The organism is Pseudonocardia benzenivorans CB1190 (assembly GCF_000196675.2).
Classification (GTDB): domain Bacteria; phylum Actinomycetota; class Actinomycetes; order Mycobacteriales; family Pseudonocardiaceae; genus Pseudonocardia; species Pseudonocardia benzenivorans.
In genome coordinates this window covers 483,652-508,719 of record NC_015312.1, presented here as the reverse complement: position 1 = coordinate 508,719, position 25,068 = coordinate 483,652, and the positions used below count along the sequence as shown (strand labels likewise).

Annotated in this window: 26 protein-coding genes; 16 read left to right on the top strand and 10 right to left on the bottom strand. The window is 73.5% G+C overall.

The window, feature by feature from the left end; translation table 11 throughout:
• Positions 1–38: 38 nt before the first annotated feature.
• The 3 genes from phoU (PSED_RS02400) to phoU (PSED_RS02390) all read left to right on the top strand — a co-directional run bounded on the left by phoU (PSED_RS02400) (position 39) and on the right by phoU (PSED_RS02390) (position 1,686).
• Entirely contained in the window at positions 39–695 is a 657-nt protein-coding gene (phoU, locus tag PSED_RS02400) for a phosphate signaling complex protein PhoU (protein WP_013672676.1), read from the top strand.
• A 28-nt stretch (positions 696–723) separates the two neighbouring features.
• Positions 724–933 (top strand): dodecin, encoded by a 210-nt coding sequence (locus PSED_RS02395; protein WP_013672675.1) that lies wholly within the window; start codon positions 724–726, stop codon positions 931–933.
• A 96-nt stretch (positions 934–1,029) separates the two neighbouring features.
• Positions 1,030–1,686: a phosphate signaling complex protein PhoU gene (phoU, locus tag PSED_RS02390; protein WP_013672674.1), complete on the top strand. Its 657-nt coding sequence runs from the start codon at positions 1,030–1,032 to the stop codon at positions 1,684–1,686.
• Between the two features lie 32 nt (positions 1,687–1,718).
• On the opposite strand, the gene pstB is transcribed toward phoU (PSED_RS02390), so the two are convergent.
• The 6 genes from pstB to PSED_RS02360 form a co-directional block, all read right to left on the bottom strand.
• A complete protein-coding gene (pstB, locus tag PSED_RS02385) occupies positions 1,719–2,495 on the bottom strand; it encodes a phosphate ABC transporter ATP-binding protein PstB (RefSeq protein ID WP_013672673.1) in 777 nt (258 codons plus the stop codon).
• Between the two features lie 13 nt (positions 2,496–2,508).
• Positions 2,509–3,420: a phosphate ABC transporter permease PstA gene (pstA, locus tag PSED_RS02380; RefSeq protein WP_013672672.1), complete on the bottom strand. Its 912-nt coding sequence runs from the start codon at positions 3,418–3,420 to the stop codon at positions 2,509–2,511.
• Positions 3,421–3,454: 34 nt separating this feature from the next.
• Positions 3,455–4,390 carry a phosphate ABC transporter permease subunit PstC gene (gene pstC / locus PSED_RS02375; RefSeq protein ID WP_041760332.1) on the bottom strand — a complete coding sequence of 312 codons (936 nt, stop codon included), beginning with the start codon at positions 4,388–4,390 and terminating at the stop codon, positions 3,455–3,457.
• 175 nt (positions 4,391–4,565) lie between these two features.
• Complete coding sequence (pstS, locus tag PSED_RS02370; RefSeq protein ID WP_013672670.1) at positions 4,566–5,687, bottom strand: phosphate ABC transporter substrate-binding protein PstS; 1,122 nt, start codon at positions 5,685–5,687, stop codon at positions 4,566–4,568.
• A gap of 215 nt (positions 5,688–5,902) precedes the next feature.
• Positions 5,903–6,805 carry a mycothiol synthase gene (gene mshD / locus PSED_RS02365; RefSeq protein WP_013672669.1) on the bottom strand — a complete coding sequence of 301 codons (903 nt, stop codon included), beginning with the start codon at positions 6,803–6,805 and terminating at the stop codon, positions 5,903–5,905.
• Positions 6,806–6,853: 48 nt separating this feature from the next.
• Complete coding sequence (locus tag PSED_RS02360) at positions 6,854–7,612, bottom strand: winged helix-turn-helix transcriptional regulator (protein WP_013672668.1); 759 nt, start codon at positions 7,610–7,612, stop codon at positions 6,854–6,856.
• Positions 7,613–7,880: 268 nt separating this feature from the next.
• Here PSED_RS02360 and PSED_RS02355 point away from each other — a divergent pair, with 268 nt between their 5' ends.
• The 7 genes from PSED_RS02355 (at position 7,881) to PSED_RS02330 (ending at position 11,929) form a co-directional block, all read left to right on the top strand.
• The gene (locus PSED_RS02355) at positions 7,881–8,684 is read left to right on the top strand and encodes an LmeA family phospholipid-binding protein (protein ID WP_013672667.1); all 804 of its coding nucleotides are present in this window, start codon (positions 7,881–7,883) and stop codon (positions 8,682–8,684) included.
• 50 nt (positions 8,685–8,734) lie between these two features.
• The gene (locus PSED_RS02350) at positions 8,735–9,169 is read left to right on the top strand and encodes a thioredoxin family protein (protein ID WP_013672666.1); all 435 of its coding nucleotides are present in this window, start codon (positions 8,735–8,737) and stop codon (positions 9,167–9,169) included.
• A gap of 91 nt (positions 9,170–9,260) precedes the next feature.
• Complete coding sequence (locus PSED_RS35585; RefSeq protein ID WP_374754887.1) at positions 9,261–9,335, top strand: Ms5788A family Cys-rich leader peptide; 75 nt, start codon at positions 9,261–9,263, stop codon at positions 9,333–9,335.
• A gap of 87 nt (positions 9,336–9,422) precedes the next feature.
• Entirely contained in the window at positions 9,423–9,935 is a 513-nt protein-coding gene (locus PSED_RS02345; RefSeq protein WP_013672665.1) for a DUF4395 domain-containing protein, read from the top strand.
• Positions 9,932–10,771, top strand: a complete 840-nt coding sequence (locus PSED_RS02340) for a sulfurtransferase (RefSeq protein WP_013672664.1) — start codon at positions 9,932–9,934, stop codon at positions 10,769–10,771. Before PSED_RS02345 ends, PSED_RS02340 begins: the two co-directional genes overlap by 4 nt.
• Entirely contained in the window at positions 10,771–11,070 is a 300-nt protein-coding gene (locus PSED_RS02335) for a DUF1416 domain-containing protein (RefSeq protein WP_013672663.1), read from the top strand. The genes PSED_RS02340 and PSED_RS02335 overlap by 1 nt, the downstream gene beginning before the upstream one ends.
• Before the next feature lie 214 nt (positions 11,071–11,284).
• Positions 11,285–11,929: a heme-binding beta-barrel domain-containing protein gene (locus tag PSED_RS02330; protein ID WP_013672661.1), complete on the top strand. Its 645-nt coding sequence runs from the start codon at positions 11,285–11,287 to the stop codon at positions 11,927–11,929.
• Positions 11,930–12,030: 101 nt separating this feature from the next.
• Here PSED_RS02330 and PSED_RS02325 read toward each other — a convergent pair whose 3' ends face one another.
• Positions 12,031–13,908, bottom strand: coding sequence for a hypothetical protein (locus PSED_RS02325; RefSeq protein WP_013672660.1), 1,878 nt, complete (start codon positions 13,906–13,908; stop codon positions 12,031–12,033).
• Positions 13,909–16,584: 2,676 nt separating this feature from the next.
• Between PSED_RS02325 and PSED_RS02320 the strand changes: the two genes are divergently transcribed.
• On the top strand, positions 16,585–17,043 hold the full coding sequence (locus PSED_RS02320; protein WP_041759204.1) for a Fur family transcriptional regulator: 459 nt from the start codon (positions 16,585–16,587) through the stop codon (positions 17,041–17,043).
• The gene (gene ygfZ, locus PSED_RS02315) at positions 17,040–18,128 is read left to right on the top strand and encodes a CAF17-like 4Fe-4S cluster assembly/insertion protein YgfZ (protein ID WP_013672657.1); all 1,089 of its coding nucleotides are present in this window, start codon (positions 17,040–17,042) and stop codon (positions 18,126–18,128) included. The genes PSED_RS02320 and ygfZ overlap by 4 nt, the downstream gene beginning before the upstream one ends.
• Positions 18,129–18,149: 21 nt before the next feature.
• Here ygfZ and PSED_RS02310 read toward each other — a convergent pair whose 3' ends face one another.
• A complete protein-coding gene (locus PSED_RS02310; protein WP_013672656.1) occupies positions 18,150–18,980 on the bottom strand; it encodes a DUF8083 family protein in 831 nt (276 codons plus the stop codon).
• Between the two features lie 173 nt (positions 18,981–19,153).
• On the opposite strand from PSED_RS02310, the gene PSED_RS02305 reads away from it, so the two are divergent.
• The 4 genes from PSED_RS02305 to PSED_RS02290 all read left to right on the top strand — a co-directional run bounded on the left by PSED_RS02305 (position 19,154) and on the right by PSED_RS02290 (position 21,698).
• Positions 19,154–19,360 carry a DUF3073 domain-containing protein gene (locus PSED_RS02305; RefSeq protein ID WP_013672655.1) on the top strand — a complete coding sequence of 69 codons (207 nt, stop codon included), beginning with the start codon at positions 19,154–19,156 and terminating at the stop codon, positions 19,358–19,360.
• A gap of 171 nt (positions 19,361–19,531) precedes the next feature.
• Positions 19,532–20,482, top strand: coding sequence for a DUF1648 domain-containing protein (locus PSED_RS02300; protein WP_013672654.1), 951 nt, complete (start codon positions 19,532–19,534; stop codon positions 20,480–20,482).
• A gap of 1 nt (position 20,483) precedes the next feature.
• Positions 20,484–20,843 carry a GntR family transcriptional regulator gene (locus PSED_RS02295; protein ID WP_013672653.1) on the top strand — a complete coding sequence of 120 codons (360 nt, stop codon included), beginning with the start codon at positions 20,484–20,486 and terminating at the stop codon, positions 20,841–20,843.
• 159 nt (positions 20,844–21,002) lie between these two features.
• Positions 21,003–21,698: an NUDIX hydrolase gene (locus PSED_RS02290; RefSeq protein ID WP_013672652.1), complete on the top strand. Its 696-nt coding sequence runs from the start codon at positions 21,003–21,005 to the stop codon at positions 21,696–21,698.
• Between the two features lie 292 nt (positions 21,699–21,990).
• On the opposite strand, the gene purM is transcribed toward PSED_RS02290, so the two are convergent.
• Both purM and purF read right to left on the bottom strand, forming a co-directional pair.
• Positions 21,991–23,115 (bottom strand): phosphoribosylformylglycinamidine cyclo-ligase, encoded by a 1,125-nt coding sequence (gene purM / locus PSED_RS02285; RefSeq protein ID WP_013672651.1) that lies wholly within the window; start codon positions 23,113–23,115, stop codon positions 21,991–21,993.
• Positions 23,116–23,467: 352 nt separating this feature from the next.
• Positions 23,468–25,051, bottom strand: coding sequence for an amidophosphoribosyltransferase (gene purF, locus PSED_RS02280; protein WP_013672650.1), 1,584 nt, complete (start codon positions 25,049–25,051; stop codon positions 23,468–23,470).
• Positions 25,052–25,068: the final 17 nt, after the last annotated feature.

Below are 25,068 nucleotides of genomic sequence, written 5' to 3'. Positions count from 1 at the left end.
CGCGGCCACCGACTGCCGTTCGCCGTACGCTCCGTACCATGCGCGACCAGTACCAGGAGCAGCTCGACGGCCTCGCGAGCCGGCTGGCGGGCATGTGCGGCGAGGTGGCCGCGGCGCTCGACAAGGCCACGCGCGCCCTGCTCGACGCCGACCTCCGGCTCGCCGAGGAGGTCATCACCGAGGACGTCAACGTCGACACCATCCGGGCCGAGGCCGAGGAGCAGGCGTTCGCCCTGCTTGCCCTGCAGGCTCCCGTCGCCACCGACCTGCGGATCGTCGTCTCGGCGATCCACGGTGCCGGCGACATCGAGCGGATGGGCGACCTGGCACTGCACATCGCGCAGGCCGCGCGCCGCCGGCACCCGCAGCCCGTGCTGCCCGACGAGGTCGCGCCCTACTTCGCCGAGATGGGCCGCGTCGGCGTGCAGTTGGCGACGAAGGCCGCCGCCGTGATCCGCTCGCGTGACCTCGACGCCGCGGCCGAGCTCGAGACCGACGACGACGCGATGGACGACCTGCACCGGCACATGTTCACGGTGCTGATGGACCGGCACTGGAACCACGGTGTCGCCGCGGCCGTCGACGTCACGCTGCTCGCGCGGTTCTACGAGCGCTACGCCGACCACGCGGTCGCGGTCGCCCGCCGCATCGTCTACGTCGTGACCGGACAGATGCCGGGTCCGCTCACTGTTTGATCCACTGGCCTGCTGGGGACACCGGGGCATGTCGAGCAACGTGTACCGCGTGACCGAGATCGTCGGCAGCTCCACGACGAGTGTCGACGAAGCCATCAGGAACGGGGTGTCGCGCGCTGCCGAGACGCTGCGCAACCTCGACTGGTTCGAGGTGACCGAGATCCGCGGTCACCTCGCCGAGGGCGGTGTCGACCACTACCAGGTGGGGCTCAAGGTCGGCTTCCGGCTCGACGACTGACCGGCCCCGCCGCCGACGCCGCGGCGATTCCGGTCGTTCATTCGGTGTTCATCCGGTGCACGGTGTGCGGCGTTCTTCGGTTCCTAGCCTGGCCCGGTGCGTGATGCGCTGCGTCTGCAGCTGACCGACCTGACCGACCGGCTCGCGGAGACCGCCCACGACGTCGCACAGGCGATGGCGGACGCGACGACGTCGCTGGTCGACCGCAGGCTGCGACTGGCCGAACAGGTCATCGCGGGCGACGCGACGATCGACGCCCGCCGCGACGAGATCGAGCAGCGAGCCGTGGCCGTGCTGGCGCTGCACCAGCCGGTGACGACGGACCTGCGCCGCGCGGTCGCCGTCATCCACATCGCCGACGACATCGAGCGGATGGGTGACCTGGCACGGCACGTCGCCGAGGCGGCACGCCGCAGGCACCCCGCGCAGGCCGTGCCGGAGGAGTTCCGGCCCCTGCTCCGGCGCCTGGGGAGGACGGCGACGGACATGGCGCTCAAGGCCGCCGAGGTGCTGCGCACGGGCAACGTCCTGCTCGCCGCGGAGCTGGACGGCGACGACGACGAGATGGACCGGCTGCACGCCGAGGTGTTCACGGTCCTGATGGACCCGGGATGGCAGCACGGCGTCGAGGCCGCCGTGGACCTGACCCTGCTGGCCCGGTTCCTGGAGCGCTACGCCGACCACGCCGTCGCGATCGCGAAACGCATGATCCACGCGGTGGTCGGCGGCGGGCCCGATCCCCTCCCGATCTGACCCGCCGCCTCGCGGTCCCCGCGCCGACGGCGTCAGCCGAAGCGACCGGAGATGTAGTCCTCGGTGGCCTGCTGGGTGGGGTTGGAGAACATCTTCGGGGTGTCGTCGATCTCGACCAGCCGGCCCGGCTCGCCGGTGGCCCGCAGGTTGAAGAAGGCCGTCTGGTCGCTGACCCGCGCGGCCTGCTGCATGTTGTGCGTGACGATGACGATCGTGTACTCGGTCTTGAGCTCGGCGATCAGGTCCTCGATCGCGAGCGTCGAGATCGGGTCGAGCGCCGAGCAGGGCTCGTCCATGAGCAGCACGTCGGGCTGCACCGCGATCGCGCGGGCGATGCAGAGCCGCTGCTGCTGACCGCCGGAGAGGCCGCCGCCCGGCTTGGTGAGCCGGTCCTTGACCTCGTTCCACAGGTTCGCACCCCGCAGGGCACGCTCGGCGACCTCGTCGAGCTCCTTCCTGCTCTTGCGTCCCTGCAGCTTCAGCCCGGCGACCACGTTGTCCCGGATCGACATCGTCGGGAACGGGTTGGGCCGCTGGAAGACCATGCCGATCGTGCGGCGCACACCGACCGGGTCGACCGACGAGCCGTAGATGTTCTCGCCGTCGAGCAGGACCTCGCCCTCGACGCGCGCACCGGGGATGACCTCGTGCATCCGATTGAGCGTGCGCAGCACGGTCGACTTGCCGCAGCCCGACGGCCCGATGAACGCGGTCACGCTGCGCGGGGCGACGGACAGGGTGACGTTGTCCACGGCGTGGAACCTGCCGTAGAAGATGTTGACGTCCTTCAGGTCCAGGCGCTTGGCCACCGGGAGCTCTCTCTCACTTCGTCTTCGGGGCGGTGACCTTGGACAGGAAGGCCGCCAGCAGCTGGAAGAGGGTGATGATCAGGATCAGCGTGATCGCCGCGCCCCACAGCCGGTCGGCGCCGGCGTCGGTGGGGTTGGACCGCTCGACGGTCATCAGCAGCGGGAGCGACGCCATGTTGCCCTGGAAGATGTCGAAGTTGATGAACGGCGCGTACGCCACCAGGATCAGCACGGGCGCGGTCTCGCCCATGACGCGCGCGAGCGCCAGGACGATGCCGGTCAGCATGCCCGACAGCGCCGTCGGGATGACCACCTTGACGATCGTCTTCCACTTGGGGACGCCGAGCGCGTACGCCGCCTCCCGCAGGTCGTCCGGGACGATGCGCAGCATCTCCTCGGTCGACCTGACGACGACGGGCACCATCAGCAGCACCAGCGCGAGCGACACGGCGAACGCGCTGCGCGGCAGCCCGAAGATCGAGATCCACACCGCGTAGACGAACAGCGCCGCGACGATCGACGGGACGCCGGTGAGGATGTCGACCATGAACGTCGTGGCCCGGGCGAGCCTCGTGCCCGCGCCGTACTCGACGAGGTAGATCGCCACCATGATGCCGATCGGCGTCGCGAGCACGGCGCAGACCAGGCCCTGCAGCAGCGTCCCGACGATCGCGTGGTACGCGCCGCCGCCCTGCTGACGGGCCAGCAGGCCGTTGAGCGACTCGCTCCACCAGTGCCCGGTCAGTACGGGTGCCAGGCCCTTGCTGACGACGGTCCAGACCACCCACACCAGCGGCACCAGCGCGATGAGGAAGGCCAGCGTCATGAGGCCGGTGGCGAGCGCGTTGCGCGCTCTGCGACCGCCGCTGATGCCGACGAACGTCGGCTCGACGGCGGACTTGTCGAGATCGACCGAGGTACTCATGCCGCCGCCCCCGGAACAAGTGCGCCGGCGGGGCTCATGCCTTGGCTCCCGACCGGTTGATGACCCAGCGCGCGGCCGCGTTGACGAGGAACGTGAGCACGAACAGCACCAGGCCGGCCGCGATGAAGGCGCCCGCCGACAGGTTGTTGTTGAGCTCGGCGAACGACAGCGCGATCTTCGACGCGAAGGTCGCGCCGCCGTCGAACAGGCTGCCCGTGAAGATCCTGGGGGTGGCCGCGAGGATGATCGTCAGTGCGATCGTCTCGCCGAGCGCCCGGCCGAGGCCGAGCATCGACGCGCTGACGTAGCCGGCGCGGCCGAACGGCCACACCGTCATCCGAACGACCTCCCACTTCGTCGCACCCAGCGCCAGCGCCGCCTCGATGTGGGCGCGCGGCGTGCGGGCGAACACCTCGCGGCTGATCGCCGTGATGATCGGCAGGATCATCACCGCCAGCACGATGCCGGCGGTGAACACGGTGGCGCCCGCGATGCCGACGTTGCCCGGCGAGAACAGGAAGAACCAGCCGAGGTGGGTCTCCAGCCAGACCGCGAACGGCTGGATCGCCGGCGCGAGCACGAACAGGCCCCAGAGGCCGAAGATGATCGACGGCACCGCAGCGAGGAGGTCGACGAGGTAGCCGAACGGCCGCGCCACCCGGGCCGGCGCGTACTGGGTGAGGAACAGCGCGATGCCGAGGCCGAGCGGCATGGCGAGGACGAGAGCGAAGACCGACACCTCGACGGTGACGAGCAGCAGGTCGAGGATGCCGAAGCTGAGGTTGTTCGGGTCACCCGCCTCGAACTGCCTGCTGGTCAGGAAGTTCGCGTGGTTCTGCAGCAGCGGCGGGACGGCCTGGATCAGCAGGAACAGCCCGATCGCGCCGATCAGGGCGACGATGAACACACCCGAGCCCGTCGCGAGGAACCGGAAGATCCGGTCGCCGCGCTGGACGAATGTGGCGCCGATGGACCCCTGGTCGGGGGGCGGCGGTTCGGTGGCGGGGATGCCGGCCTCCGGGACTGCGGCGGAGACGGAACTGCCCCACCGGTCGGCGGGTTCGCCGATCCCGGTGGGGCCGCCCGTCACGGTCGGGTCGCTCACGATGTAGCAGCCTCCGTGATTCTGCCAGCGGTGTCCGACGTCAGGCGATTGCCTGGACGGCGGTCAGCAGCTTCTGCTGGAACTCCGCCGGGAGCGGGGCGTAGCCCGCGGCGGCGAGGTTGGCCTGGCCGTCGGTGGCCGCGACCGTGAGGAACGCCTTGACCGCGGTCGCGGTGGCGGCGTCGTAGCCCTTGGAGCAGACGATCTCGTAGGTCGCCAGGAACAGCGGGTAGGAGCCGGCGGGCGGGCCGGCGTAGGTCTTGGTCAGGTCGAGGACCAGGTCGTTGCCCTGGCCGGTGACGGTGACACCGGCGATCGCCTTGCCGACGGTCGCGTCGGTCAGCTCGACCGGCCCGGACCCGCTGTCGATCTTGGCCATGTCCAGCTTGTTGTCCTGCGCGAACGACAGCTCGACGTAGCCGATCGAGCCCTCGGTGCCGGCCAGCGCCTGCGCGACACCCGCCGAACCCTGCGCGCCCGAGCCGACGCCACCGTTGAACTTCTTGCCGTCGCCCTGGGTCCAGGCACCCTTCGAGGACGCCTTCAGGTACTTCTGGAAGTTGTCGGTGGTGCCCGAGTCGTCGGACCGGAAGACGACGTTGATCGGCTCGGCCGGCAGGGTCACGCCGCTGTTGAGCGCGGCGATGGCCGGGTCGTTCCACGTCTTGATCTGGCCGTTGAAGATCTTGGCGGCGACCTCGCCGGTCAGGGTCAGCGAGCTGACGCCGTTGACCTTGTAGCCGATGGCGACGGGCCCGAACACCATCGGCAGGTTCCAGGCCGGGTTGTTCTGGCAGCGCGCCGCGGCGGCCGTGGTCTCACCGTTCGTCGCGTTGAGCGCCGAGTCCGAGCCGCCGAAGTCGACGAGCCCGGCGTTGAACTGCTTCACGCCCGCGCCGGAGCCGGTGGGGTTGTAGGCGATCTTCGCGTTCGTGCACTTGGCCTGGTAGGCCTGGGCGAACACGTCCATCGCGTTCTTCTGCGCCGAGGAGCCCTCGGCGTTCAGGCTGGCCTTTCCGTTGCAGTCGACGGCGGGCGAGTTGGCCGACGACGAGCCGGCGGCGGCACCCGAGCCGCTGTTCGGGTCACTGCCGCACGCGGCCAGCAGGATCGCACCCGCCGCCGCCAGAGCGACCACGAGCCCGTGGCGCTGGAGCTTCACGAAAATCCTCCGCTTGAACTACGTCTGCACGGCTCGGGGTGGCCGTTCGCGGAGGACGGTAGGCAGGTCGGGTGGACAGCCACCCCCGATCAGATGAACGCGGAATGAACTCATCACCGGTAGTACGCGTCGCCGTCCCGCAGGTGGAACGTCGGGCAGCTCCGTGACCAGCGTCGATCATCACTCCGGACGGGTTGCGCCGGGGTGAACGATGATCAGCGGCGGTACATCACATGCTTGCGCCACAGGGTGAACCCGAGCTTCCGGTACACCGCGACGGCGGGCGCGTTGTCGCCCTCGACGTAGAGCATCACCGCATCGAGGCCCTTCTCGCGCAGGTGCTCCAGTCCCGCGATCGTCAACGCCCCGCCGAGGCCGCGGCCGTGCGCCGCGGGGTCGACACCGAGGACGTAGACCTCGCCGATCGCGGGTCCGGCCGGGCCCGCGGGATGGACCTTCGTCCAGTGGTAGCCGAGCAGCCGCCCGTCCTCGACCGCGAGCAGGAAGCCCGCCGGGTCGAACCACGCCTCCGCCTCGCGCTCGGCCACCTGCTCGTGGCCCCAGCCGCCCTGCTCGGGGTGCCAGTCGAACGCGGCGTTGTTCACCCGCAGGAACTCCGCCTCGTCGTGTGCGGGGTCGAACGCCCGCAGCGTCACCCCCTCGGGGAACGACGCCGGGGGCAGCGGCTCGGCCAGCTCGCGGCGCATCTGCCACAGCTCGCGCACCGCGTTCAGCCCGTGCGTCGCGGCGATCCGCTCGGCGCCGGGCTGCTCGCCGTGGGCCCAGACGTCGAACGTGCCGGTGGCGGCGGCGAGCGCGGCCTCGACCAGCGCGGTGCCGATGCCGCGCCTGCGGTACCCGGGATGCACGACGAGCTCGGCGGACGTGGCGTCGCCGCCGGAGGAGTCGAGCTGGGCGTAGCCGGAGATCGTGCCGTCGGCGCCCGTCGCGACGAGATGGGTGACCCCGGCACGCGCGTGCCGCAGGTTGACCATGACCTGCTCGGAGAGGGGCTCGATCCCGTCGGCCGCCGTCGCCGCGTCGGCGAGCGTGCGCACCGCCGCGACCTCGGCCTCGTCGAGCCGGTCCGATGTGGACAGCGTCGCGGCACCCGTCATGGTCCCGACCCTACGCGGCGGTACCGACGGACGCGCCGCACGAACGGCTCAGTCGCGCTCCGCCCCGACCTCGACGACCCGGTGGTCCTCCTCGTCGTCCTCGGACTGGTCGTCGACACCGGCGGGCACTCCCATCGCGCTGCGCGCGGGCCGGACGAACTTGTAGCCGACGTTGCGGACCGTGCCGATCATCTGCTCGTGCTCGCTGCCCAGCTTGGCGCGCAGCCGTCGCACATGGACGTCGACGGTGCGGGTGCCGCCGAAGAAGTCGTAGCCCCAGACCTCCTGCAGCAGCTGGGCCCGGGTGAACACCCGGCCCGCGTGCTGGGCGAGGTACTTGAGCAGCTCGAACTCCTTGTACGTCAGCTCGAGCAGCCGCCCGCGCAGCCGCGCCGAGTAGGTGGCCTCGTCGATCACCAGCTCGCCGAGGACCAGCGCCCCGCCGGCGCTCGCCGCGTCGCCACCCGGGCGGGAGCGCAGCAGCCGCAGCCGCGCGTCGACCTCCGCGGGCCCGGCGGCCGGGAGCAGGATCTCGTCGACGGCCCACTCGCCGGAGACGGCGACGAGCCCGCCCTCGGTGAGGATCGCGATGACGGGGACGTCGGTCCCGGTGCTGCCCAGCAGCCGGCACAGGCTGCGCGCGGCGACCAGGTCGGTCCGGGCGTCGACGAGCACCGCGTCGTGCGGGCCCGCGTCGAGCAGCGCGGCGACCTCGGGCGCGGCGGTGCGCACCCCGTGCGGCAGCAGCGTGAGCGCGGGCAGCACCGATCCCGGATCGGGATCGGCAGTCAGCAGCAGGAGCTCCACCACCGGCCTCCTCTCCGCCGGGGCGCGACCGGGCCGCCGGCATGTACGCGCGGCGCTCGCCCCACGGCGGCGGCAGCCGGTCCGCCCGACGACCACCTCCGCGCGACCAGGTCGGGACCACCACGCGGAACCCGGTAACCATAACGGGTCGGCCTTGCGGTGTGCGGAGATCGCGGCGCACCTCACGGGCCGTGGGCACCCTTGCCGACGTGCGTCCGGACCCGGCGACTACCGTCGTCGGGTCCTGTCGTCCGCGTCGGAGGTCGGAGTGAAGCGACTGTTGATCGCGCTGGTCGTGCTGGCCGGGGTGCTCCTGGCCGCCGACTACGGCGCAGCCGCGATCACGGAGTCGGCCGTCTCCCGGCAGATGCGGACGCAGCTGGGCCTCGCCGACGACCCCGACGTCCGGATCAACGGCTTCCCGTTCCTCACCCAGGCGATCTCGGGCACGTACCGCAGCGTCGACGTCGACGCCAAGCGCATCCCCATCGGGCCGCTACGCGAGGTGGAGATCATGGCACAGCTGCGCGACGTCGACGCCCCGCTGTCGATGCTGCTCGGCTCCGGCCCCAAGTCGCTCGTCGTGGGCGAGGCCGACGGCACCGCCCGCATCGACGCCGACGACCTCGAACGCCTGCTGCCCGGCGTCAGCAAGATGCGGATCGAGAACATCGACTACGGCACGCTGAAGGACCGGGTCGACGAGGGCGCCTCCTCGTCGCTGCTGGGCGTCGACACCGACTCCGCGGCCCGGGTCGTCGGCACGGTGACGCTGCCCGGGATCGGGTCCAAGGAGGTCGCCGTCATCTCCTCGTTCCTGCTCGACGGCCGCGACATCCAGGTCGTGCCGCAGGACGTGCGGGTCGACGACGGGCACGGCAAGCCACTCCCGCTGCCGGCCGCGGTCGTGTCCGCGGTGAAGAAGCGGTTCTCCTTCTCCCTCGACCCCGGCACGCTGCCCTTCGAGGTCACCCCGCGGCTGCTGCGCCCGCGCGACGGCACGATCGAGATCAGCGGCACCGTCGAGAACCTGACGATCGGCTCCGCCCCGGCACCCACCTCCGAGGGCTGATGCCGCCGAACGGCGGAATGGCCCGGCCCGCACGAGCGTTCTGAGGTCCTGTGAACACCGTCGGGATCGTGGTCGTCGTGGGCGTGCTCGTCGTGGCCACGGTGGTCGGGCTGGTGCTGCGGGCCCGGGCCGGGCGTGTGCGGCTCGCCACACCCGGGGCGTCCCCACCCGGGTCGGGGTGGGCGCTCGCGGCACACGAACCGGGTCTCGACGACCGCGTCCTGCTGCTGCAGGTGTCGTCGCCGGTCTGCACACCCTGCCGGCAGACGGCGGGGTTGCTCGGCGAGCTCGTCGACAGCACCCCTGGCCTCGTGCACGTCGAGGTCGACGTCGCCGACCGCCCCGAGGTGGCTGCCGAGCTCGGGATCATGCGCACGCCCACCGTCGTCGCGTTCGACAGGGCGGGCACCGAGCTGCTGCGCGTCTCCGGGGTGCCGCGGCGCCCCGAGCTGGTGCGCGCGCTGGCCCCGGCGCTGGCCGGATGACCCGCCACGACGGCGTCGTGACGCCCCGCGCTTGTCCGGCCCGCTCGACCGGGCGTTCCCGGTCAGCGGGATCCTCGGTTACGCTCGTGCCGTGAACTGGCCGCTGACCAAACGTCGCGCAGTCGATCTGTGCCGCGTCGGCAGCTGCCTGTGTCGCGTCTCCTGACGTCGGCCCGCTGACGCCTCCCCGCACGTCCGGGGGGCCCGCGTGTGCCGGCAACGACCGACGTCCGTCCGTCACCAGGAGTCACCCATGCCCGCACCGGTCGACCCTGCCGCGCCCGCGGCGGGATCCGGTTCCACCTCTGCCGAGCCCGGGCTCGACCCGCGCGGCGTCCGGTTCGCCGCGGCCGTCACGACCGTCGTCCTCGTGCTGGTCCTGCTCTCCGGCAGCGGCTGGCTCGCCGGCGCCCAGGCCGTCGTGTTCGCGCTGGGCGCCTTCGCGGGGATGCGGTTCGCGCCCTACTCGCTGCTGTACCGCGCCCTGCTCGCCCGCCGCCTCGGACCGCCCGCCGAACGTGAGGACGCCGCCCCCGTGCGGTTCTCCCAACTGGTGGGATTCGTGTTCGCGGCGGTCGCGACCGTCGGATACCTCACCGGGCTGACGACGCTCGGCATCGTGGCCACCGCGCTCGCGCTCGCGGCGGCCTTCCTCAACGCGGCCTTCGGCTTCTGCCTGGGCTGCGAGATGTACACCGTGATCGCACGTATCCGGGCCCGTCTCCGGGCCCGCAACCCGCACACCGCAGAAGGAGCAACCGCATGAGCCGCGAGGACGTCCTCGTCTCGACGGACTGGGCCGAGAAGAACCTCGGAGCGGAGGGCGTCGTCTTCGTCGAGGTCGACGAAGACACCACCGCCTACGACGGGGGCCACATCCCCGGCGCCGTGAAGTTCAGCTGGACCACCGAGCTCACCGACCCCGTCCGTCGTGACGTCCTGAGCAAGGAGGACTTCGAGGCGGTCCTCTCGGCCAAGGGCATCTCGAACGACGACCTCGTCGTCCTCTACGGCGGCAACAACAACTGGTTCGCGGCGTACGCGTACTGGGAGTTCAAGCTGTACGGCCACGAGAACGTCAAGCTGATCGACGGCGGCCGCAAGAAGTGGGAGCTCGACGGGCGCACCCTCACCACCGAGGTCCCCGAGCGCAAGGCGACCAGCTACACCGCCAAGGACGCCGACCTGTCGATCCGTGCCTTCCGCGACGAGGTCGTCGCCTCGATCGGCGTGAAGAACCTGGTCGACGTGCGCTCCCCCGACGAGTACTCCGGCAAGATCTTCGCGCCGGCGCACCTGCCGCAGGAGGTCTCGCAGCGTCGTGGCCACGTCAAGGGCGCCATCAACGTCCCGTGGAGCAAGGCGGCCAACGAGGACGGCACCTTCAGGTCCGACGAGGAGCTGACCGCCCTGTACGGCGAGGCCGGCCTCGACGGCAAGAAGGCCGTCATCGCCTACTGCCGCATCGGCGAGCGCAGCTCGCACACCTGGTTCGTCCTGCGTGAGCTGCTGGGCCACAAGGACGTGAAGAACTACGACGGCAGCTGGGTCGAGTACGGCTCGCTCGTCGGCGTGCCGATCGAGCTGGGGGCGAGCGCCTGATGTGCGGAGCACCCGACCAGGCCGTGTCGCTGCCCGTGGGCACCGATCTCGGTAAGCAGACCGTCCTCGCCGGACGCGTCGTGGCCGGCGGCGCCCCCGTCGGGGGCGCCTTCGTCCGGCTGCTCGACGGCACCGGCGAGTTCACCGCCGAGGTCGTCTCCTCGGCGTCGGGCGACTTCCGGTTCTTCGCCGCGCCCGGCACCTGGACCGTCCGCGCGCTGTCGCGCTCGGGCAACGGCGAGGCCGTCCTGAACGCCGAGGGCCCCGGCCTGCACCAGACCGAGGTCGCCGTCGCCTGACGGGCCGATCCCGGCTCCGATCGTCACGAACGCCGCCCCGACCTGCCGTCCGGGGCGGCGTTCGGCGTCCCGGACCGTCGGCGCGACTATGCTCCGCGCCCGTGCACTGGATGTTCACCGTACTGCTGATCGCGGTCTGCCTCGGGATCGCCGGCTTCACCGGCGTCCTGCTGCGCCGGCTGTTCACCTCCGCCCCTCACCAGGACGGGACGTCATGAGCACCCCCGGCGACGACGCGCGCGACCCGGACGGGCTCGGCACGACGATCCAGGGTCCCGCCAACGCCGCACCCGACTCCCCGCAGCGCAATCGTCCCCGCTGGGAGGACCTGCCGGTCCCCGACGACACCGCGAACCTGCGCGAGGGCCCCGACCTCAACGAGGCGTGCCTCGGCCTGCTCCCGCTGATCGGTGCGTGGCGCGGCACCGGCGAGGTCGTCTACCCGACGATCGAGGGCCCGTACCGCTTCGGCCAGCAGCTCGTGTTCTCCCACGACGGCCGCCCGTTCGTCGGCTACGAGGCCCGCGCGTGGCTGCTCGACGAGGACGGGAAGGTCATCCGGCCCGCCGCGCGGGAGACCGGCTTCTGGCGCCCGCAGCCCGACGGCACGCTCGAGGTGCTGATCGCGCACGCCACCGGGATCATCGAGATCTTCTACGGCAAGGCCCGCACGCTCACGTCGTGGGAGATCGAGACCGACGCCGTCGCGCGCACCGCCACGGCCAAGGAGGTCACCGGCTCGCACCGGCTCTACGGCCTCGTCGAGGGCGGGGACCTCGCCTACGTCGACGAGCGGGCCATGATGGGCCAGCCGTTGCAGCCGCACCTGTCGGCCCGGCTGCACCGCATCGCCGGCTGACCGTCCCCCTGCCGTCCGGCGGAGGGTCCCGTCCCGCTGCAGGACACGCGCCGGCGCGCAGAGCGGGCTGGACATGCCTCGGGGCAGTGCCGATGTGCGGGTCAGCGGTCCTCGCGGCGCCCGGCATCACGCACTGCGGCGTCGCGATCCGCGGCGCGGTGACGGGCGACCTCGGCGAGAGGAATGCCCGCAAGCTCGGCGATCTGGACGTCGGCGAGACCCGCCGCGGCGAGGCGGCGGACCAGGCCCGCCAGGGCGTCCTGCTCGTGCCGGACCGCGGCGCCGAGGCGGTCGAGTTGGCTGCGGACCCGATCGAGCTCGGTGGCGGCGCCGATCGCCTGGTCGGGCTGGTCGAGCAGGACGGCGAGCAACCGGTCGCGGACGTCGGCCGGTCGGGGCGCGGGCTCGGGCCGGTCCGGGCGGTCGGCCGAGGACCGGCTCGCGAGTGCACTCGCGACGGCATCGGCCAGCGACTTTCCGGCACCCGCCGACGGTGACCGCTCGGGGGCGGTCAGACCGACGACGGGATCGGCAGGTGCGTCAGTGTGAGCCTGCGGCGGGGTGGGCGGTCCGGCCGCGTCGACCGTGCCCGCCGGGGAGACGAGCGGGGCGACCGGCGGTGCCGGGGCGGCTGCGGTATTCGCCTCGTCACCGGGGATCTCGGACGGACCAGCGCCGAACTTGGCGACGGCGGGTCGACGCGCGGCTCCGGTGGATCCCGGTCCCGTTGCGGGAGAACGCGTCCCGGCCACCGGGCCGGTCTCGGACGCGGCAGCGCCGACATGCCCTGCGGCAGCGCCGCCGGAAGGAGCGGCAGCGCTGATGTCTGTCGCGGCGGCACCGGTCTCGGTTGCGGCGCCCGTATCGGTTGCGGCGGCGCCCGTATCGTTTGCGGCAGGGCCCGTATCGGTTGCGGCAGTTCGGAGTTCGGCTCCGGTGGGCCCCGTCTCCGTGTCCCGGGCTCGCGTCCCGGCCGCGGCAGGCCCGGCCTCCCCACTGGCTCCGGTGCCGGGGGTCCGGGTCCCTGACGAACTGTCGTCTCCGCCCGGGCTCGCGCCTTCGACCGGGCTGTCGTCCCTGGCCCGGCTGTCGACCCCGAGCCGGCTGTCGTTCCTGGGCGGGCTGTCGTTCCTGGGCGGACCGTCGTTCCTGGGCGGGCCGTCGTTTCCTAGCGGACGGAGCCCGGCGCCGGGGGCGCCGGCGCCGGGCTCGTCCCCCGCCGGCGGGGTGCCGCCGCCGAGGTCGTTCCCGGCGGCCGGGGTGCCGCCGCCGGAGGTCGCACCGCTCCCCCGCCGATCCGCCGCGGACTCGGCAGCGGGCAGGGTCAGGTCGACGCGCAGCCATGGTGCGGCGTAGTCCGCCGACGTCGCCTGCGCCGGCACCGCCCCACCCGGACCGGACGAAGGCACCCGCACCTGCGCCGACGTCCCCGCCTGCTGCCGGGCGGCGGCACGCATCAGCAGGACGTCGGACCGGATCGGCAACGGCGTCGTGTCGACATCGCGCACCGCGGCCAGGTCGCCCACCGTCCGCGGGCGCTGCTCCGGGCCCCCGTCGGCGGACGAGGCGGGCGCGGGCGGGGTGGGCAGGGACGACACGGTCGCGCCGACCGAGGTGACCGAGTCGGCTGCGGCCTCGCCCGGTGCCGCCCCGTCCGGTGCCGCGGCGTCGGCGGCCTCGGCCGGTGCTCCCGGCTCACGGCTGCCGGCCGGACCGTCCTCGCGCCCTCCGCCCGGTGCCGCACCGACCTCGACGGGTCGCGCGACCGGCTCCGGAGCGTTCCCGGCGTCGGGGATCGCGGCCGGTGCGCCGGTGGTCGCGGCGGCAGCGGTCGACGCGGCAGCCCGACGACGCCTCCGACGACGCAGCGCCACGATCACGAGCACAGCGGCGAGCACGACCACCAGGCCCGCGAGCACCAGCCAGCCGATCGGGACGCCGTGCAGCGCAGGCGCATCGGCCGAGAACGGCGACAGCATGGTCGCGCACGGTACGCCAGGTCACATCACCCTGCGCAACCGTTGTCACCCGGTGCGTGACTTCGAGACCGATCCGCCCGCGCGTGCACCGTCGTCGGTGTCCGCGCTGCGCCCAGCCTTCCCGGAGGTGCCGGCCGCGGTGGGGCCCGGCCCACCCTTCTTCGCCCTGGACGAGGTCTCTGACGTGCGCGACTCGTCCTTCGACGACGCCGACGCATCCGGTCCAGCTGCGTCGGTGTCTGCTGCCGGGGGCGGGGACGTCGCCGCCGGGGAACCCCCGCCCGCGCCGCGCGTGGACGATTCAGCCGATCCGGTGGTGCGCGCGGACCCGTCCGCGTCCTCACGGACCGTGGCAGGTGGCTTCGAGGGCACGTCGGTCGGCACGGGATTCCGGGTCGCCGACGCCTCCCCGGCCACGGGCGCCTTCGATGCCTCCGACGCGGGCCGGAACAGGTCGGCGGCCTCGGCGACGTCACCCTCGGGGCGCATCGACACCGTCGTGCCACCGCCGGACGACTGGGACCGGCGTTCCTGCGCGGTCCGGGCCGCCGCTCCCCCGGCGCTTTCCTTGGCGCCCTTGTCCTCAGCCGTGCCGGATCGCTGCCCGGCACCTGCCGTGTCGACCGGCCCGGCCGACGCGGGTCGCGTCGGCGACTTCTGCTGCGCGGCCACGGGTCGCGACGCGGCGGGGGGCTGCTGGGCAGCCGCCTCCTGCCGGACCGGTTCCGACCGATCGGGCTTCTGCTGGGTCGGTGTCTGCCGGGCGGGCTTCTGCTGCGCGGGGCGCTGCGGCATCTGTGCCGGCGTCGGGCCACCGCGGCCGGCAGCCGGGCCCGCGGTTCCCGCGCGCGACGACTCGGACGACCGTCCTCTGCGCTCGGCGGGCCCGGCAGTGGTTCCGGCCGCCGAGGACGAACGCGGCGCCGAACCCCGGTGGTCCGACGACGCGGAACCGGCTCCCTGCCCCGTCCCCGGCTGCTGCCCGGAGCCGGGACCCTGCGCCACAGGAGGCTTCTGCACCACACGAGGTTCCGGGGAGGACGCGCCGGACGGCATGGCCGCCTTCTGCGGCCGCGCGCCGGACGGCCCCGCAGGGTTCGACTGCCCACCGGACGGAACCGCAGGCTTCTGCGACCCACCCGAAGGACTCACGGGCCGCGACGACGGATTCTGCGACGCACCAGACGGACCGGTCTGCTTCTGCGGCACCGCGGACGGACCGACCTGCTTCTGCGGTCCACCGGACGGGCCCGCCGGCCTCGACGACCCACCCGACGGGCTCACCGGCTTCTGCGACGCACCAGATGGAGCGCCCGGCTTCTGCGGCACCCCCGACGGACCGGCCGGTTTCTGCGGCACCGCGGACCGAGCGGCCTGCTTCTGCGACACAGCGGGCGAGCCGGAACGTTGCGCCGCACCCGAACCAGCCGGAGCACGATCCACGCGCGCCGCCGCCTCGGACGCCTGGGCGGGAGCCGACGCCCCGGACGGGGCTGCCCCGGCACCGCCCTGCTGCGGCCCTGGACCGGACGGCGCCCGGTTCACCCTCGTCGCCGCCTCGGACGCCGAGCGGGGAGCCGATCCGCCGTTCGCAGGCGTCGATCCTCCGGACGGCACCCGGTTCGACCCGGTCGGCTCGGACGCCGACCCGCCCTTCGCAGGCACCGGCCCACCGGACGGCGCCGCACCTGGACCGGACCGGTGCGTCGATCCGGGACCGGACGGCGCCCGGTTCGAGCTCGCCGACCCCCCGGGCCGCTGCACGCCCGCACCGGCCCGGGTCCGGTCCGTCCCCGCTTCGGACGCCTCCGCCCCAGCCTGCCGCGCCGGCCCGGACGGCACCCGGTTCGCCCGCGTCGCCGCCTCGGACCCCGCCTCGGACGTCGCACCGGCAGCCGACCCGCCCTTCGCAGGTGCCGATCCGCCGGACACGCCGTGCGGGCTGCCCGCGATCGCCGCGCCTGCAGCCGCACCGGACCCGGCGGGAGGGGCCGGGATCGGTGGCGCGGCGGCGATCCTCGGTGACGACGCGGTCGCCGCCGGACGGTTCTCGGGCGAGCCGGAGCGCAGGTCGTCGAGCTCACCGCGCATCCGGGTCAGGTCGCGCATGACGGCGTCGCGACGGCGGAGGAGGTCGTCGAGCTCCCGGCGCGCCGCGTCAGCGGCCGTCCTGGCCCGGCCACGGATCTCCTCGGCCTCCTTCTCCGCGTGCTCGAGGATGCTCTTCATCCGGTCGGACATGCCGTCGATCGGGTCGACCTGGGGCTGCGGCGTGGCCGCGGGGTGTGGAGTCGCGGATCGGGCGCCCTGCGCCGCGTCGAGGTCGGCACGCATCCGGGCGAGGACGCGATGGAGCCGGCTGATGTGCTCGTCGACCTGGCGGCGGGAGTAGCCGCGGAACACGACGTCGAATTGCGCGGCACCGGGCGAGCGGTCCGCACCGTCAGCCGTCATCGCAAACCTCCCGAGGCCACCCGTCGAGATGCCGAGCCTACCGTCGCGGCCGCAGGCCGTTCACCCGGACGGAGCAGAGCGGTACACCCGAGGCAGGCCCCGGAGGTCGTGGTCGGCACGCGACGAGGCCGAGAGTGCCCCACCCACACGGCCGCCGCCACCGCGCGCAGCCCGGTCGGCGATCGCGGGCCGTCGCCGCGGGTGAGCGCCTACGATCGGGGTGTGGACACCTCGCTGCGGCAGACGCTGCACCGGCGCGGCCTGCGCATGACGCCACAGCGTCAGCTCGTCGTCGACGCCGTCCGCGCACTCGGGCACGCGACGCCCGAGCAGATCTGCACGCGCGTCCAGGAGACGGCCCCGGCCGTCAACATCACGACGATCTACCGCACGCTGGAGCTGCTCGAACGCATCGGCCTGGTCCGCCACACCCACCTCGGGCACGGGGCGCCGACGTACTCCGAGCAGGAGCACCAGCACGTGCACCTCGTGTGCCACCACTGCGGCTCGGTCGCGGAGGCACCCACCGACCTGATGGACCAGTTGGCCGCCCGGCTGCGCGACGAGTCCGGCTTCACCCTCGACGCGACGCACGTCGCCCTCTCGGGTCGGTGCGCGGACTGCGCCGAGGACGCCGACGCCGACCCCACGGACAGCACCGAACAGGAGACCGACCGGTGACCGACTCGACGGACACCGTCCCCGCGGACGCGCCGCACGACCCCGACGCACGGGTCCCCGCGCACCGCGGCGACCCCCTCGCCGAGCAGCGTGCGATGGCGCGCGGCGCGGCCGTCGTCGACCGGAGCCACCGCGGCGTGCTCGCGGTCCCCGGCGAGGACCGGCTCAGCTGGCTGCACCTGCTGCTCACCCAGCACGTCAGCGAGCTGCCCGGGGACACCGGCACCGAGGCACTCGTCCTCGACATCAACGGCCGGGTGCTGCACCACATGGTCGTCGCGCACGTCGGCGACACCGTGTGGCTCGACGTCGAGCCCGACGACGCGGCCGAGCTGCTCGGGTACCTCACCAAGATGGTCTTCTGGTCGAAGGTCGAACCCCGCGACGCGACGGACGAGCTGGCGGTGCTGAGCGTCGTCGGACCCGACACGCCGACGGTGCTGGCCGCCGCGGGGGTGCCGGTGCCCGACGGGGTGGGCGCGCTGGCGCTGGCCGGGGGTGGGTTCGTGCGCCGCATGCCGTGGCCGGGCAAGGACGCGGCCGACGTCGTCGTCCCGCGCGCCGAACGCGACGCCTGGTTCGCGAGGCTCACCGCCGCGGGTGCCCGCGCCGCCGGGACGATGGCCTTCGAGGCGCTGCGGGTCGAGGCGCTGCGGCCGCGGCTGCGTGTCGACACCGACGAGCGCACGATCCCGCACGAGGTCGGTTGGATCGGCTCGGCCGTGCACCTGACCAAGGGCTGCTACCGCGGGCAGGAGACCGTCGCGAGGGTGGCGAACCTGGGCAGGCCCCCGCGCCGGCTGGTGCTGCTGCACCTCGACGCCGGTGACGAGGAGCTGCCCCGTCCGGGCGACCCGGTCGTCAACGGAGGCAGGCCGGTCGGGCGGGTCGGCACGGTGACGCTGCACCACGAGCTCGGCGCGGTGGCGTTGGCACTGGTCAAGCGGTCGGTGCCGGTCGACGCGGAGCTCGTCGCGGGGGTCGACGAACGCGCCGCACCCGCCCGCATCGACCCCGACTCGATCGAGGCCGACGACGCGACGCCGCCGCCGGGCCGCGCGGCACAGTCGGGGCTGCGGACCTGACCCGCTGCCGCGGGTCTCGGCTCAGCCGTTCCGCCGGCGCCCCGCCACGGCGCCCCAGAACTCGCGCAGCCGCTCGTAGCAGGCCTGGGCGGTGTCGCCGTCGCCGTCGTGCAGGGCCTGGAGGGCGTCCTGGACGAGGCGGGCGGAGTCGTCGGCACGCAGGGTGTCGTCGTCGATGAACTCGACCAGGCCGCCGTAGTCCAGCTCGACGACCGACTCCCGGTCGAAGCGGCCGAGCCAGCCGGCGGTCTCGGCGAGCACCTCGGCGGGCCCTTCGTCGCCGATCCCGGAACGGACGATCTTCTCCGCGCGCTCGGCCCGCGCGATGGCGGTCCCGATCGGCACCTGCCAGTGCACCCGGCGCGGGGAGTCGAGCCGCAGTCGCCGTCGTGCGGGATCGACGAGGGCGAACCACGGCAGCGGCACCGTCCACGCCGATGTCACGACGTGCGCCGCGCCGTCCCCGATCTCGGTCAGCGCGGCCTCGGCACCGCGGCGGGCCGCGGCCTCGGCGACGGGCAGCGCCGCCGCCCGCAGCACCGGCAGCTCCTCGGCGAGGAACGCCAGCACCGCCGCCGCCGCCCGCGGCCGCGTGTCGAGCGGGCAGACGAGCCGGTCGCCCGCCTCCGACGTCGTGACCACCACGTCGAGCTCGCCGCCCGCCCCGTCGTCGCCGGGGAGCAGGCGTGAGCGCAGGGCCGCACGGAGACACTGGTCACGGTCGCGGCGCCCGGCATCGTGCGGTTCCACCGCACCGCGGCGCAGCGCCTCCCGTACGGGCACGCCGGTGGGGCCGTCGAACACCCGCAGGGGCTCGTACACCCGCAGGTACGACAGGAACGGCTCGGGCATGGGTCGGATGATTCCAGTAGCGGGGCCGCAGCGGACCATTCCCGGTCACACCATCGATGCCACGTCGCACGGTCGGCCGTGCGCAAGGTACGGTGGCAACAGGAACATTGATGAGATGAACGGGGCCGCCGAGACATCCGGCCGCCCCTTCCCTGTTGTAAGGGGGACCAGCCATGGGGCGCGGACGAGCCAAGGCCAAGCAGACGAAGGTGGCCCGCGAGCTCAAGTACAGCTCCCCCACCATGGATCTCGACGCATTGCAGCGCGAGATCGGTAGTGGGCCGGCTTCCGACGACGAGGAGTACGACGAGTACGACTCGTACGCGTCGTACCGTCCCTCCTCCGACGACGAGGACGACGGGGACTTCCGCCGGCGCTGACCGCCGGCTCCTCGACATCTCCGGCTGACCGATCCGGGCGTCCGACGGGCGCCCGGATCGGTCTGCCCGCACGACCATCCGCCACGCCGGCTCCGTATCGGCTCGCGCTCTGCACACCCACTTGTTATAGTTGGTCCATAACAAGTGGCGATACTCGAACGAGGTGACGGCATGGGACGGACGACCGGGGCGATCCTCACGGGCGCGCCCCACCTGGTGGCGGTGCTCCCCGCGGTGGTGACGACGCTCGTGGCGTGGGACCGGCTACCGGCCGAGATGGCGTCGCGGTTCGCGGCGGACGGCACGGTCGTCGACACGATGCCGCGCGCGGCGATGCTGGTGGCGGCCATCCTGCTCGGCGTCGTGATGAGCGCGGTGTTCGCGGCCATCGGTGGCAGGTCGCCCGCGGCGCCCGTCTCCTCGGTGGACACCATGCGGTTCTTCGGTCTCGTCTCGTGGGCGACGGCCGGCATCCTCGGGACCGTGCTGCTCAGCGCCGTGCTCGCCAACGTCGACGCGCCGGACGCCGCGGCCGCCGAGCTGCCGATGAGCCGGCTGCTGGTCGCACTGGGCGTCGCCGCGGTGGCGGGCGCCGTGGGGTACCTCGTCACGCCGCGCAGCCCCGTCGCACCGCCGCAGCCGGCCGCCGAGGCGATCGCCGTGGCCCCCGGCGAGCTGGTCAGCTGGTCGGGGCGGGTCGAGTCACGGGCGTCGCTGGCGCTGGGGGCGGTCCTCGTCGTCGCCGGGCTGGCCGCGGCGTGGCCGGCCGGTCCGCTCGTGGGGGCGCTGCTGGTGGCGGTCGGCCTGGCGGTGCTACTGCTCGGCTCGTCCGCGCTGGTGACGGTCGACCGGCGCGGTCTCGTCGTCTCGCTCGGGGTGCTCGGCTGGCCGCGGCTGAGGATCCCGGCCGACGACATCGCCTCCGTCACCACCGGCGTCGTCTCTCCCGCCCAGTTCGGTGGCTGGGGTTACCGGATCGTCCCCGGCGGCTCCGGGGTGGTGCTGCGGCGGGGACCCGCCTTGATCGTCACGCGCCGCTCGGGGCGACGGTTCACCGTGACCGTCGACGACGCCCGGACCGCCGCGGGCCTGCTCGTCGGCCTGGGCCACCGGGTGAGCTGACGTGTTGTTCCGGGTCGATCCCGCGCGGCCGGTCCCGCTGGCCGACCAGATCGCCGCCTGCGTGCGTCGGGGCATCGCCGACGGCACGGTCCGGCCGGGCGAGCGACTGCCGCCCGCGCGGGAGCTGGCCTCGTCGCTCGACGTCAGCATCCACACCGTGCTCGCGGGGTACCAGCACCTGCGCGACGAGGGCATGATCGAGCTGCGACGCGGGCGCGGGGCGACGGTCCGGGAGGGGCTGCGCGCCGACCGGGCCGCCGTGCTCGACCTGGTGCACGACCTCGTCGCCGCAGCCCGCCGCATCGACCTCGACGACGAGGAGCTGGTCGAGCTCGTCCGGCACGCCGCGTCGGGGCCGTAGCCGTCGCGCTCGTCGGTAACAGCCGCCCCGTGCGACGCGATCGACCGGGCAGAACCGCCTGCGAGGGTGGACCGGGCGGCACGTCGCCGGAGCGGCGTCTCGATCTTCGAGGTAGTGTCAGCCTGACGAGAACGAAGCGGACGTCAGGAACGGATCACGATGCGTGGCAACCTGTTCGCCGTCGGCGTGGACCTGGTGGTCCTCACCGTGCGCGGCGACGAGCTGTGTGTGCTGCTGGTACGCCGGAGCGAGCAGCCGTTCGAGGGCAGCTGGGGGCTTCCCGGCGGGTTCGTCGCCCCCGACGAGGACCTCGCCGACACCGCCGCCCGCGAGCTGTCGGCCCAGATCGGGTCGGGGGCCGCCGGGCGCGTCACCGGCCATCTCGAGCAGCTCGCGGGCTACGCGGCGCCCGACCGGGACCCTCGCGGGCGGGTGCTCTCCGTCGCCTTTCTGGCGCTGCTGCCCGACCTCCCCGACCCCGACCAGCCCGGTGTGACGAGCGGCTGGCACCCCGTGGCCGACGTGGCCGACCTGGCGTTCGACCACACCCGCATCCTCTCCGACGGTGTCGAGCGGGCCCGCGAGACGCTCGAGTACACGACGCTCGCGGCCGCCTTCTGTCCGCCGGAGTTCACGATCACCGACCTGCGCCGGGTCTACGAGGCCGTCTGGCGCACCGAGATCGACCCGCGGAACTTCTCCCGCAAGGTCACCTCGACGCCCGGCTTCCTCATCCCGACGAACCGCCACGTCACCGGCGGCCCCGGCCGTCCCGCGCAGCTGTTCCGCCGCGGCCCGGCGACCCGGCTGCACCCGGCGATGCTGCGCGAACCCGCCGTCCGGGCGGCGGGCTGACCCGCAGGCGACACAAGCGCCGAGGGCGACCGTGAGGTTGCACCCGGAGTCCCGAGCGCAACCTCACGGTCGCGATTCGCGCGGACGACGACGGTGAGGTTGCGCGCGGAGGACGGGATGCAACCTGACCGTCGCGGTGCTTCTGCAGGAACCCCTCGGCCCGAACGCGACCCTGAGGTTGCGCTGAGCAACCCGCGCGCAACCCTGCTGTCGCCCCGCAGCCCGAACGCGACGCTCAGGTTGCGCTCGGCGTCACCCGCGCAACCCTGCGGTCGTCGGTACGGTCGAGGACTCAGAAGCGGGGGTGCTCCCCCAGCAGCTGCACCCGCGAGCCGACGCCCTTGGGCTCCTCCCCGGTGCCACGGCGCACCTCACCCAGCACCCACGCCGGGACGTGCCGAGCGGTCAGGACCGCGAGGGCGCGGTCGACGTCGTCGGGCGGCAGCACGGCGACCATGCCGACACCCATGTTGAACGTCTTCTCCATCTCGGCACGCTCGACGCGGCCGCGCGCGGCGATGAGCTTGAAGACGGGCGCGGGCGTCCAGCTGCCGCGCTCGGCGACGGCGACCAGCCCGTCGGGCAGCACCCGCTCCAGGTTGCGGGCGAGCCCACCGCCGGTGATGTGCGCGAACGTCCGCACGCCGGTCTCGGCGGCGAGCGCGAGGCAGTCGCGGGCGTAGATGCGGGTGGGGATCAGCAGCTCCTCGCCCAGCGTCGTCCCGAACTCCTCGACGTGGCCCTCCAGCGGCATCCGCGCGATGTCGAGCAGCACGTGCCGGGCCAGTGAGTAGCCGTTGGAGTGCAGACCCGAGGCACCCATGGCGACCAGGACGTCGCCGGGGCGGACGCGCTCGGGGCGCAGCATCGCCTCGGCGTCGACGATGCCGACGCCGGTGGCCGACAGGTCGTAGCCGCCGGCCTCCATCAGCCCGGGGTGCTCGGCGGTCTCACCGCCCAGCAGCGCGCAGCCGGCCTGCTTGCACCCCTCGGCGATGCCCTTGACGATCGTCGCGACCTGCTCGGGCACCAGCTTGCCGACGGCGATGTAGTCCTGCAGGAACAGCGGCTCCGCGCCACAGACGACGAGGTCGTCGACGACCATCGCGACCAGGTCGAGGCCGATCGTGTCGTGCTTGTCCATCGCCTGGGCGACCGCGACCTTGGTGCCGACGCCGTCGGTCGACGCGGCGAGCACGGGCTCGGCGTAGCGGCCCAGCTTCGGCGCGAACAGCCCCGCGAACCCACCGATGCCGCCGAGGACCTCCGGCCGGGAGGCCAGCTCGGCGTGCGGGCGCAGCGCCTCGACGGCCTGCTCGCCCGCCTCGATGTCGACGCCCGCCGACGCGTAGCTGGCCCGCGGCGACTCCTCGCGGTCCTGCACGTTGTCCTCGGGCACGGTCGGGGTGGGCGGCATGGGGGTGACAACTCCTGTCGGGGCCGGGGCGCGGCCTCGTGGTCGTGGCCGGTGGGTCGGGCCTGCGGGCAGGCCACGACCGCCGGAGCGGCCTGGTCGGTCGGGGTCGCCGGAGGCGACCTCGTCGTGCACGGCCACGCGCGGTGGCCGGGGTCTGCGTCGTGCGGGACCCGGGCCGCCGGCGGACCGTGTCGGCCACCCGTCGCATCTCGGGCGCGGCGCCGTCGCCAGGACCGGACCGCGGCCGGGATCGCACGACCGGATCATCATGGCCGGTCGACGCCCGGGAGGTCGAGCCCCGGGCGACGGGGTCACCATCCCGCGGCCGCCCCCGGATCGCGGGGACGGGCGGTCAGGGCCTGCGCAGGGCCTCCGCCGCACCGTAGCCGACGGTGAGCGGCGCGGCATCGTCCGACGGCGTCGTCGCGGCCGACAGCCCGGCGGTGACGTCGTCGTCGGCGAGCTGCTCGAGCAGGTGCTTGCCCAGGCGCGCCTCGTCGGGCAGCGCGATCGGGTAGTCGCCGTCGAAACAGGCGCAGCAGAGCCGGGAGCGGGGCTGCTCGGTGGCCGCGACCATGTTGTCGACGGACACGTAGCCGAGGGTGTCGGCGCCGATCGAGCGGCGCACGCCCTCGACGTCGAGGCCGCTCGCGAGCAGCTCGGCGCGGGTCGCGAAGTCGATCCCGTAGAAGCAGGGCCAGCGCACCGGCGGCGACGCGATGCGGACGTGGACCTCGAGGGCACCGGCCTCGCGCAGCATCCGGACCAGCGCGCGCTGGGTGTTGCCGCGCACGATCGAGTCGTCGACGACGACGAGCCGCTTGCCGCGGATGACGTCGCGCAGCGGGTTGAGCTTGAGCCGGATGCCCAGCTGGCGGATGGTCTGCGACGGCTGGATGAAGGTCCGGCCGACGTAGGAGTTCTTGACCAGGCCCTGCCCGTAGGCGATGCCGGAGCCCTGGGCGTAGCCGATCGCGGCCGGGGTGCCCGACTCCGGGACCGGGATGACCAGGTCGGCCTCGACGGGGCTCTCCTGGGCGAGCCTGCGGCCGATCTCGACGCGGGTGGCGTGCACCGACCGGCCGGAGATCGTCGTGTCCGGGCGCGCGATGTAGACGTACTCGAAGACGCAGCCCTTGGGCTCGGGGACGCCGAACCGGCTGCTGCGCATCCCGTCGGCGTCGATGGCGATGAGCTCGCCCGGCTCGACCTCGCGCACCATCGACGCGCCGACGATGTCGAGCGCCGCGGTCTCGCTCGCGACGACCCAGCCGCGCTCGAGGCGGCCCAGCACGAGCGGGCGGACGCCGTGCGGGTCGCGTGCGGCGTAGAGCGTGCGCTCGTCGGCGAAGACGAGGGAGAACGCACCGCGCACCCGCGGCAGCACGCGCAGCGCCGCCTCCTCGAGCCCGGTGTCGGCCGCGTCGGCCGCCATCAGCTCGCAGAGGAGGTCGGAGTCGGTGGTCGCGCGGACCGCGTTCGTGTCGATCCCGCGGGTACTCACCTCGTCGCGCAGCTCGGCGGTGTTGACGAGGTTGCCGTTGTGGGCGAGTGCGACGCCGCTGCCGGTGGCCGTGGTCCGGAACGTCGGCTGGGCGTTCTCCCAGGTGCTCGACCCGGTCGTCGAGTAGCGGTTGTGCCCGACCGCGAGGTGCCCGCGCAGTGACGAGAGCGTCTGCTCGTCGAACACCTGGCTGACCAGGCCGAGGTCCTTGAAGACGACCATCCGGTGCCCGTCGGACACCGCGATGCCCGCAGACTCCTGGCCGCGGTGCTGGAGGGCGAACAGGCCGTAGTAGGCGAGCTTCGACACCTCCTCGCCGGGCGCCCACACGCCGAAGACACCACATTCGTCGTGGGGGACGTCGTCGCCCTCAGGGTCGGGCTGGTGGGAGTCGGGGTGGGGGGCAGGGTGCTCGTTCCGAACGGAACTCAACGCACACACTCTCCTCG

What these genes read in the sequence shown, in the direction of transcription:
- phoU (WP_013672676.1), top strand. Translation starts at nt 39, where the DNA reads ATGCGCGACCAGTACCAGGAGCAGCTCGACGGCCTCGCGAGCCGGCTG.
- PSED_RS02395 (WP_013672675.1), top strand. Translation starts at nt 724, where the DNA reads ATGTCGAGCAACGTGTACCGCGTGACCGAGATCGTCGGCAGCTCCACG.
- pstA (WP_013672672.1), bottom strand. Translation starts at nt 3,420, where the DNA reads ATGAGTACCTCGGTCGATCTCGACAAGTCCGCCGTCGAGCCGACGTTC.
- mshD (WP_013672669.1), bottom strand. Translation starts at nt 6,805, where the DNA reads ATGACGGGTGCCGCGACGCTGTCCACATCGGACCGGCTCGACGAGGCC.
- PSED_RS02345 (WP_013672665.1), top strand. Translation starts at nt 9,423, where the DNA reads ATGCCCGCACCGGTCGACCCTGCCGCGCCCGCGGCGGGATCCGGTTCC.
- PSED_RS02340 (WP_013672664.1), top strand. Translation starts at nt 9,932, where the DNA reads ATGAGCCGCGAGGACGTCCTCGTCTCGACGGACTGGGCCGAGAAGAAC.
- PSED_RS02335 (WP_013672663.1), top strand. Translation starts at nt 10,771, where the DNA reads ATGTGCGGAGCACCCGACCAGGCCGTGTCGCTGCCCGTGGGCACCGAT.
- PSED_RS02330 (WP_013672661.1), top strand. Translation starts at nt 11,285, where the DNA reads ATGAGCACCCCCGGCGACGACGCGCGCGACCCGGACGGGCTCGGCACG.
- PSED_RS02325 (WP_013672660.1), bottom strand. Translation starts at nt 13,908, where the DNA reads ATGCTGTCGCCGTTCTCGGCCGATGCGCCTGCGCTGCACGGCGTCCCG.
- PSED_RS02310 (WP_013672656.1), bottom strand. Translation starts at nt 18,980, where the DNA reads ATGCCCGAGCCGTTCCTGTCGTACCTGCGGGTGTACGAGCCCCTGCGG.
- PSED_RS02305 (WP_013672655.1), top strand. Translation starts at nt 19,154, where the DNA reads ATGGGGCGCGGACGAGCCAAGGCCAAGCAGACGAAGGTGGCCCGCGAG.
- PSED_RS02300 (WP_013672654.1), top strand. Translation starts at nt 19,532, where the DNA reads ATGGGACGGACGACCGGGGCGATCCTCACGGGCGCGCCCCACCTGGTG.
- PSED_RS02290 (WP_013672652.1), top strand. Translation starts at nt 21,003, where the DNA reads ATGCGTGGCAACCTGTTCGCCGTCGGCGTGGACCTGGTGGTCCTCACC.
- purM (WP_013672651.1), bottom strand. Translation starts at nt 23,115, where the DNA reads ATGCCGCCCACCCCGACCGTGCCCGAGGACAACGTGCAGGACCGCGAG.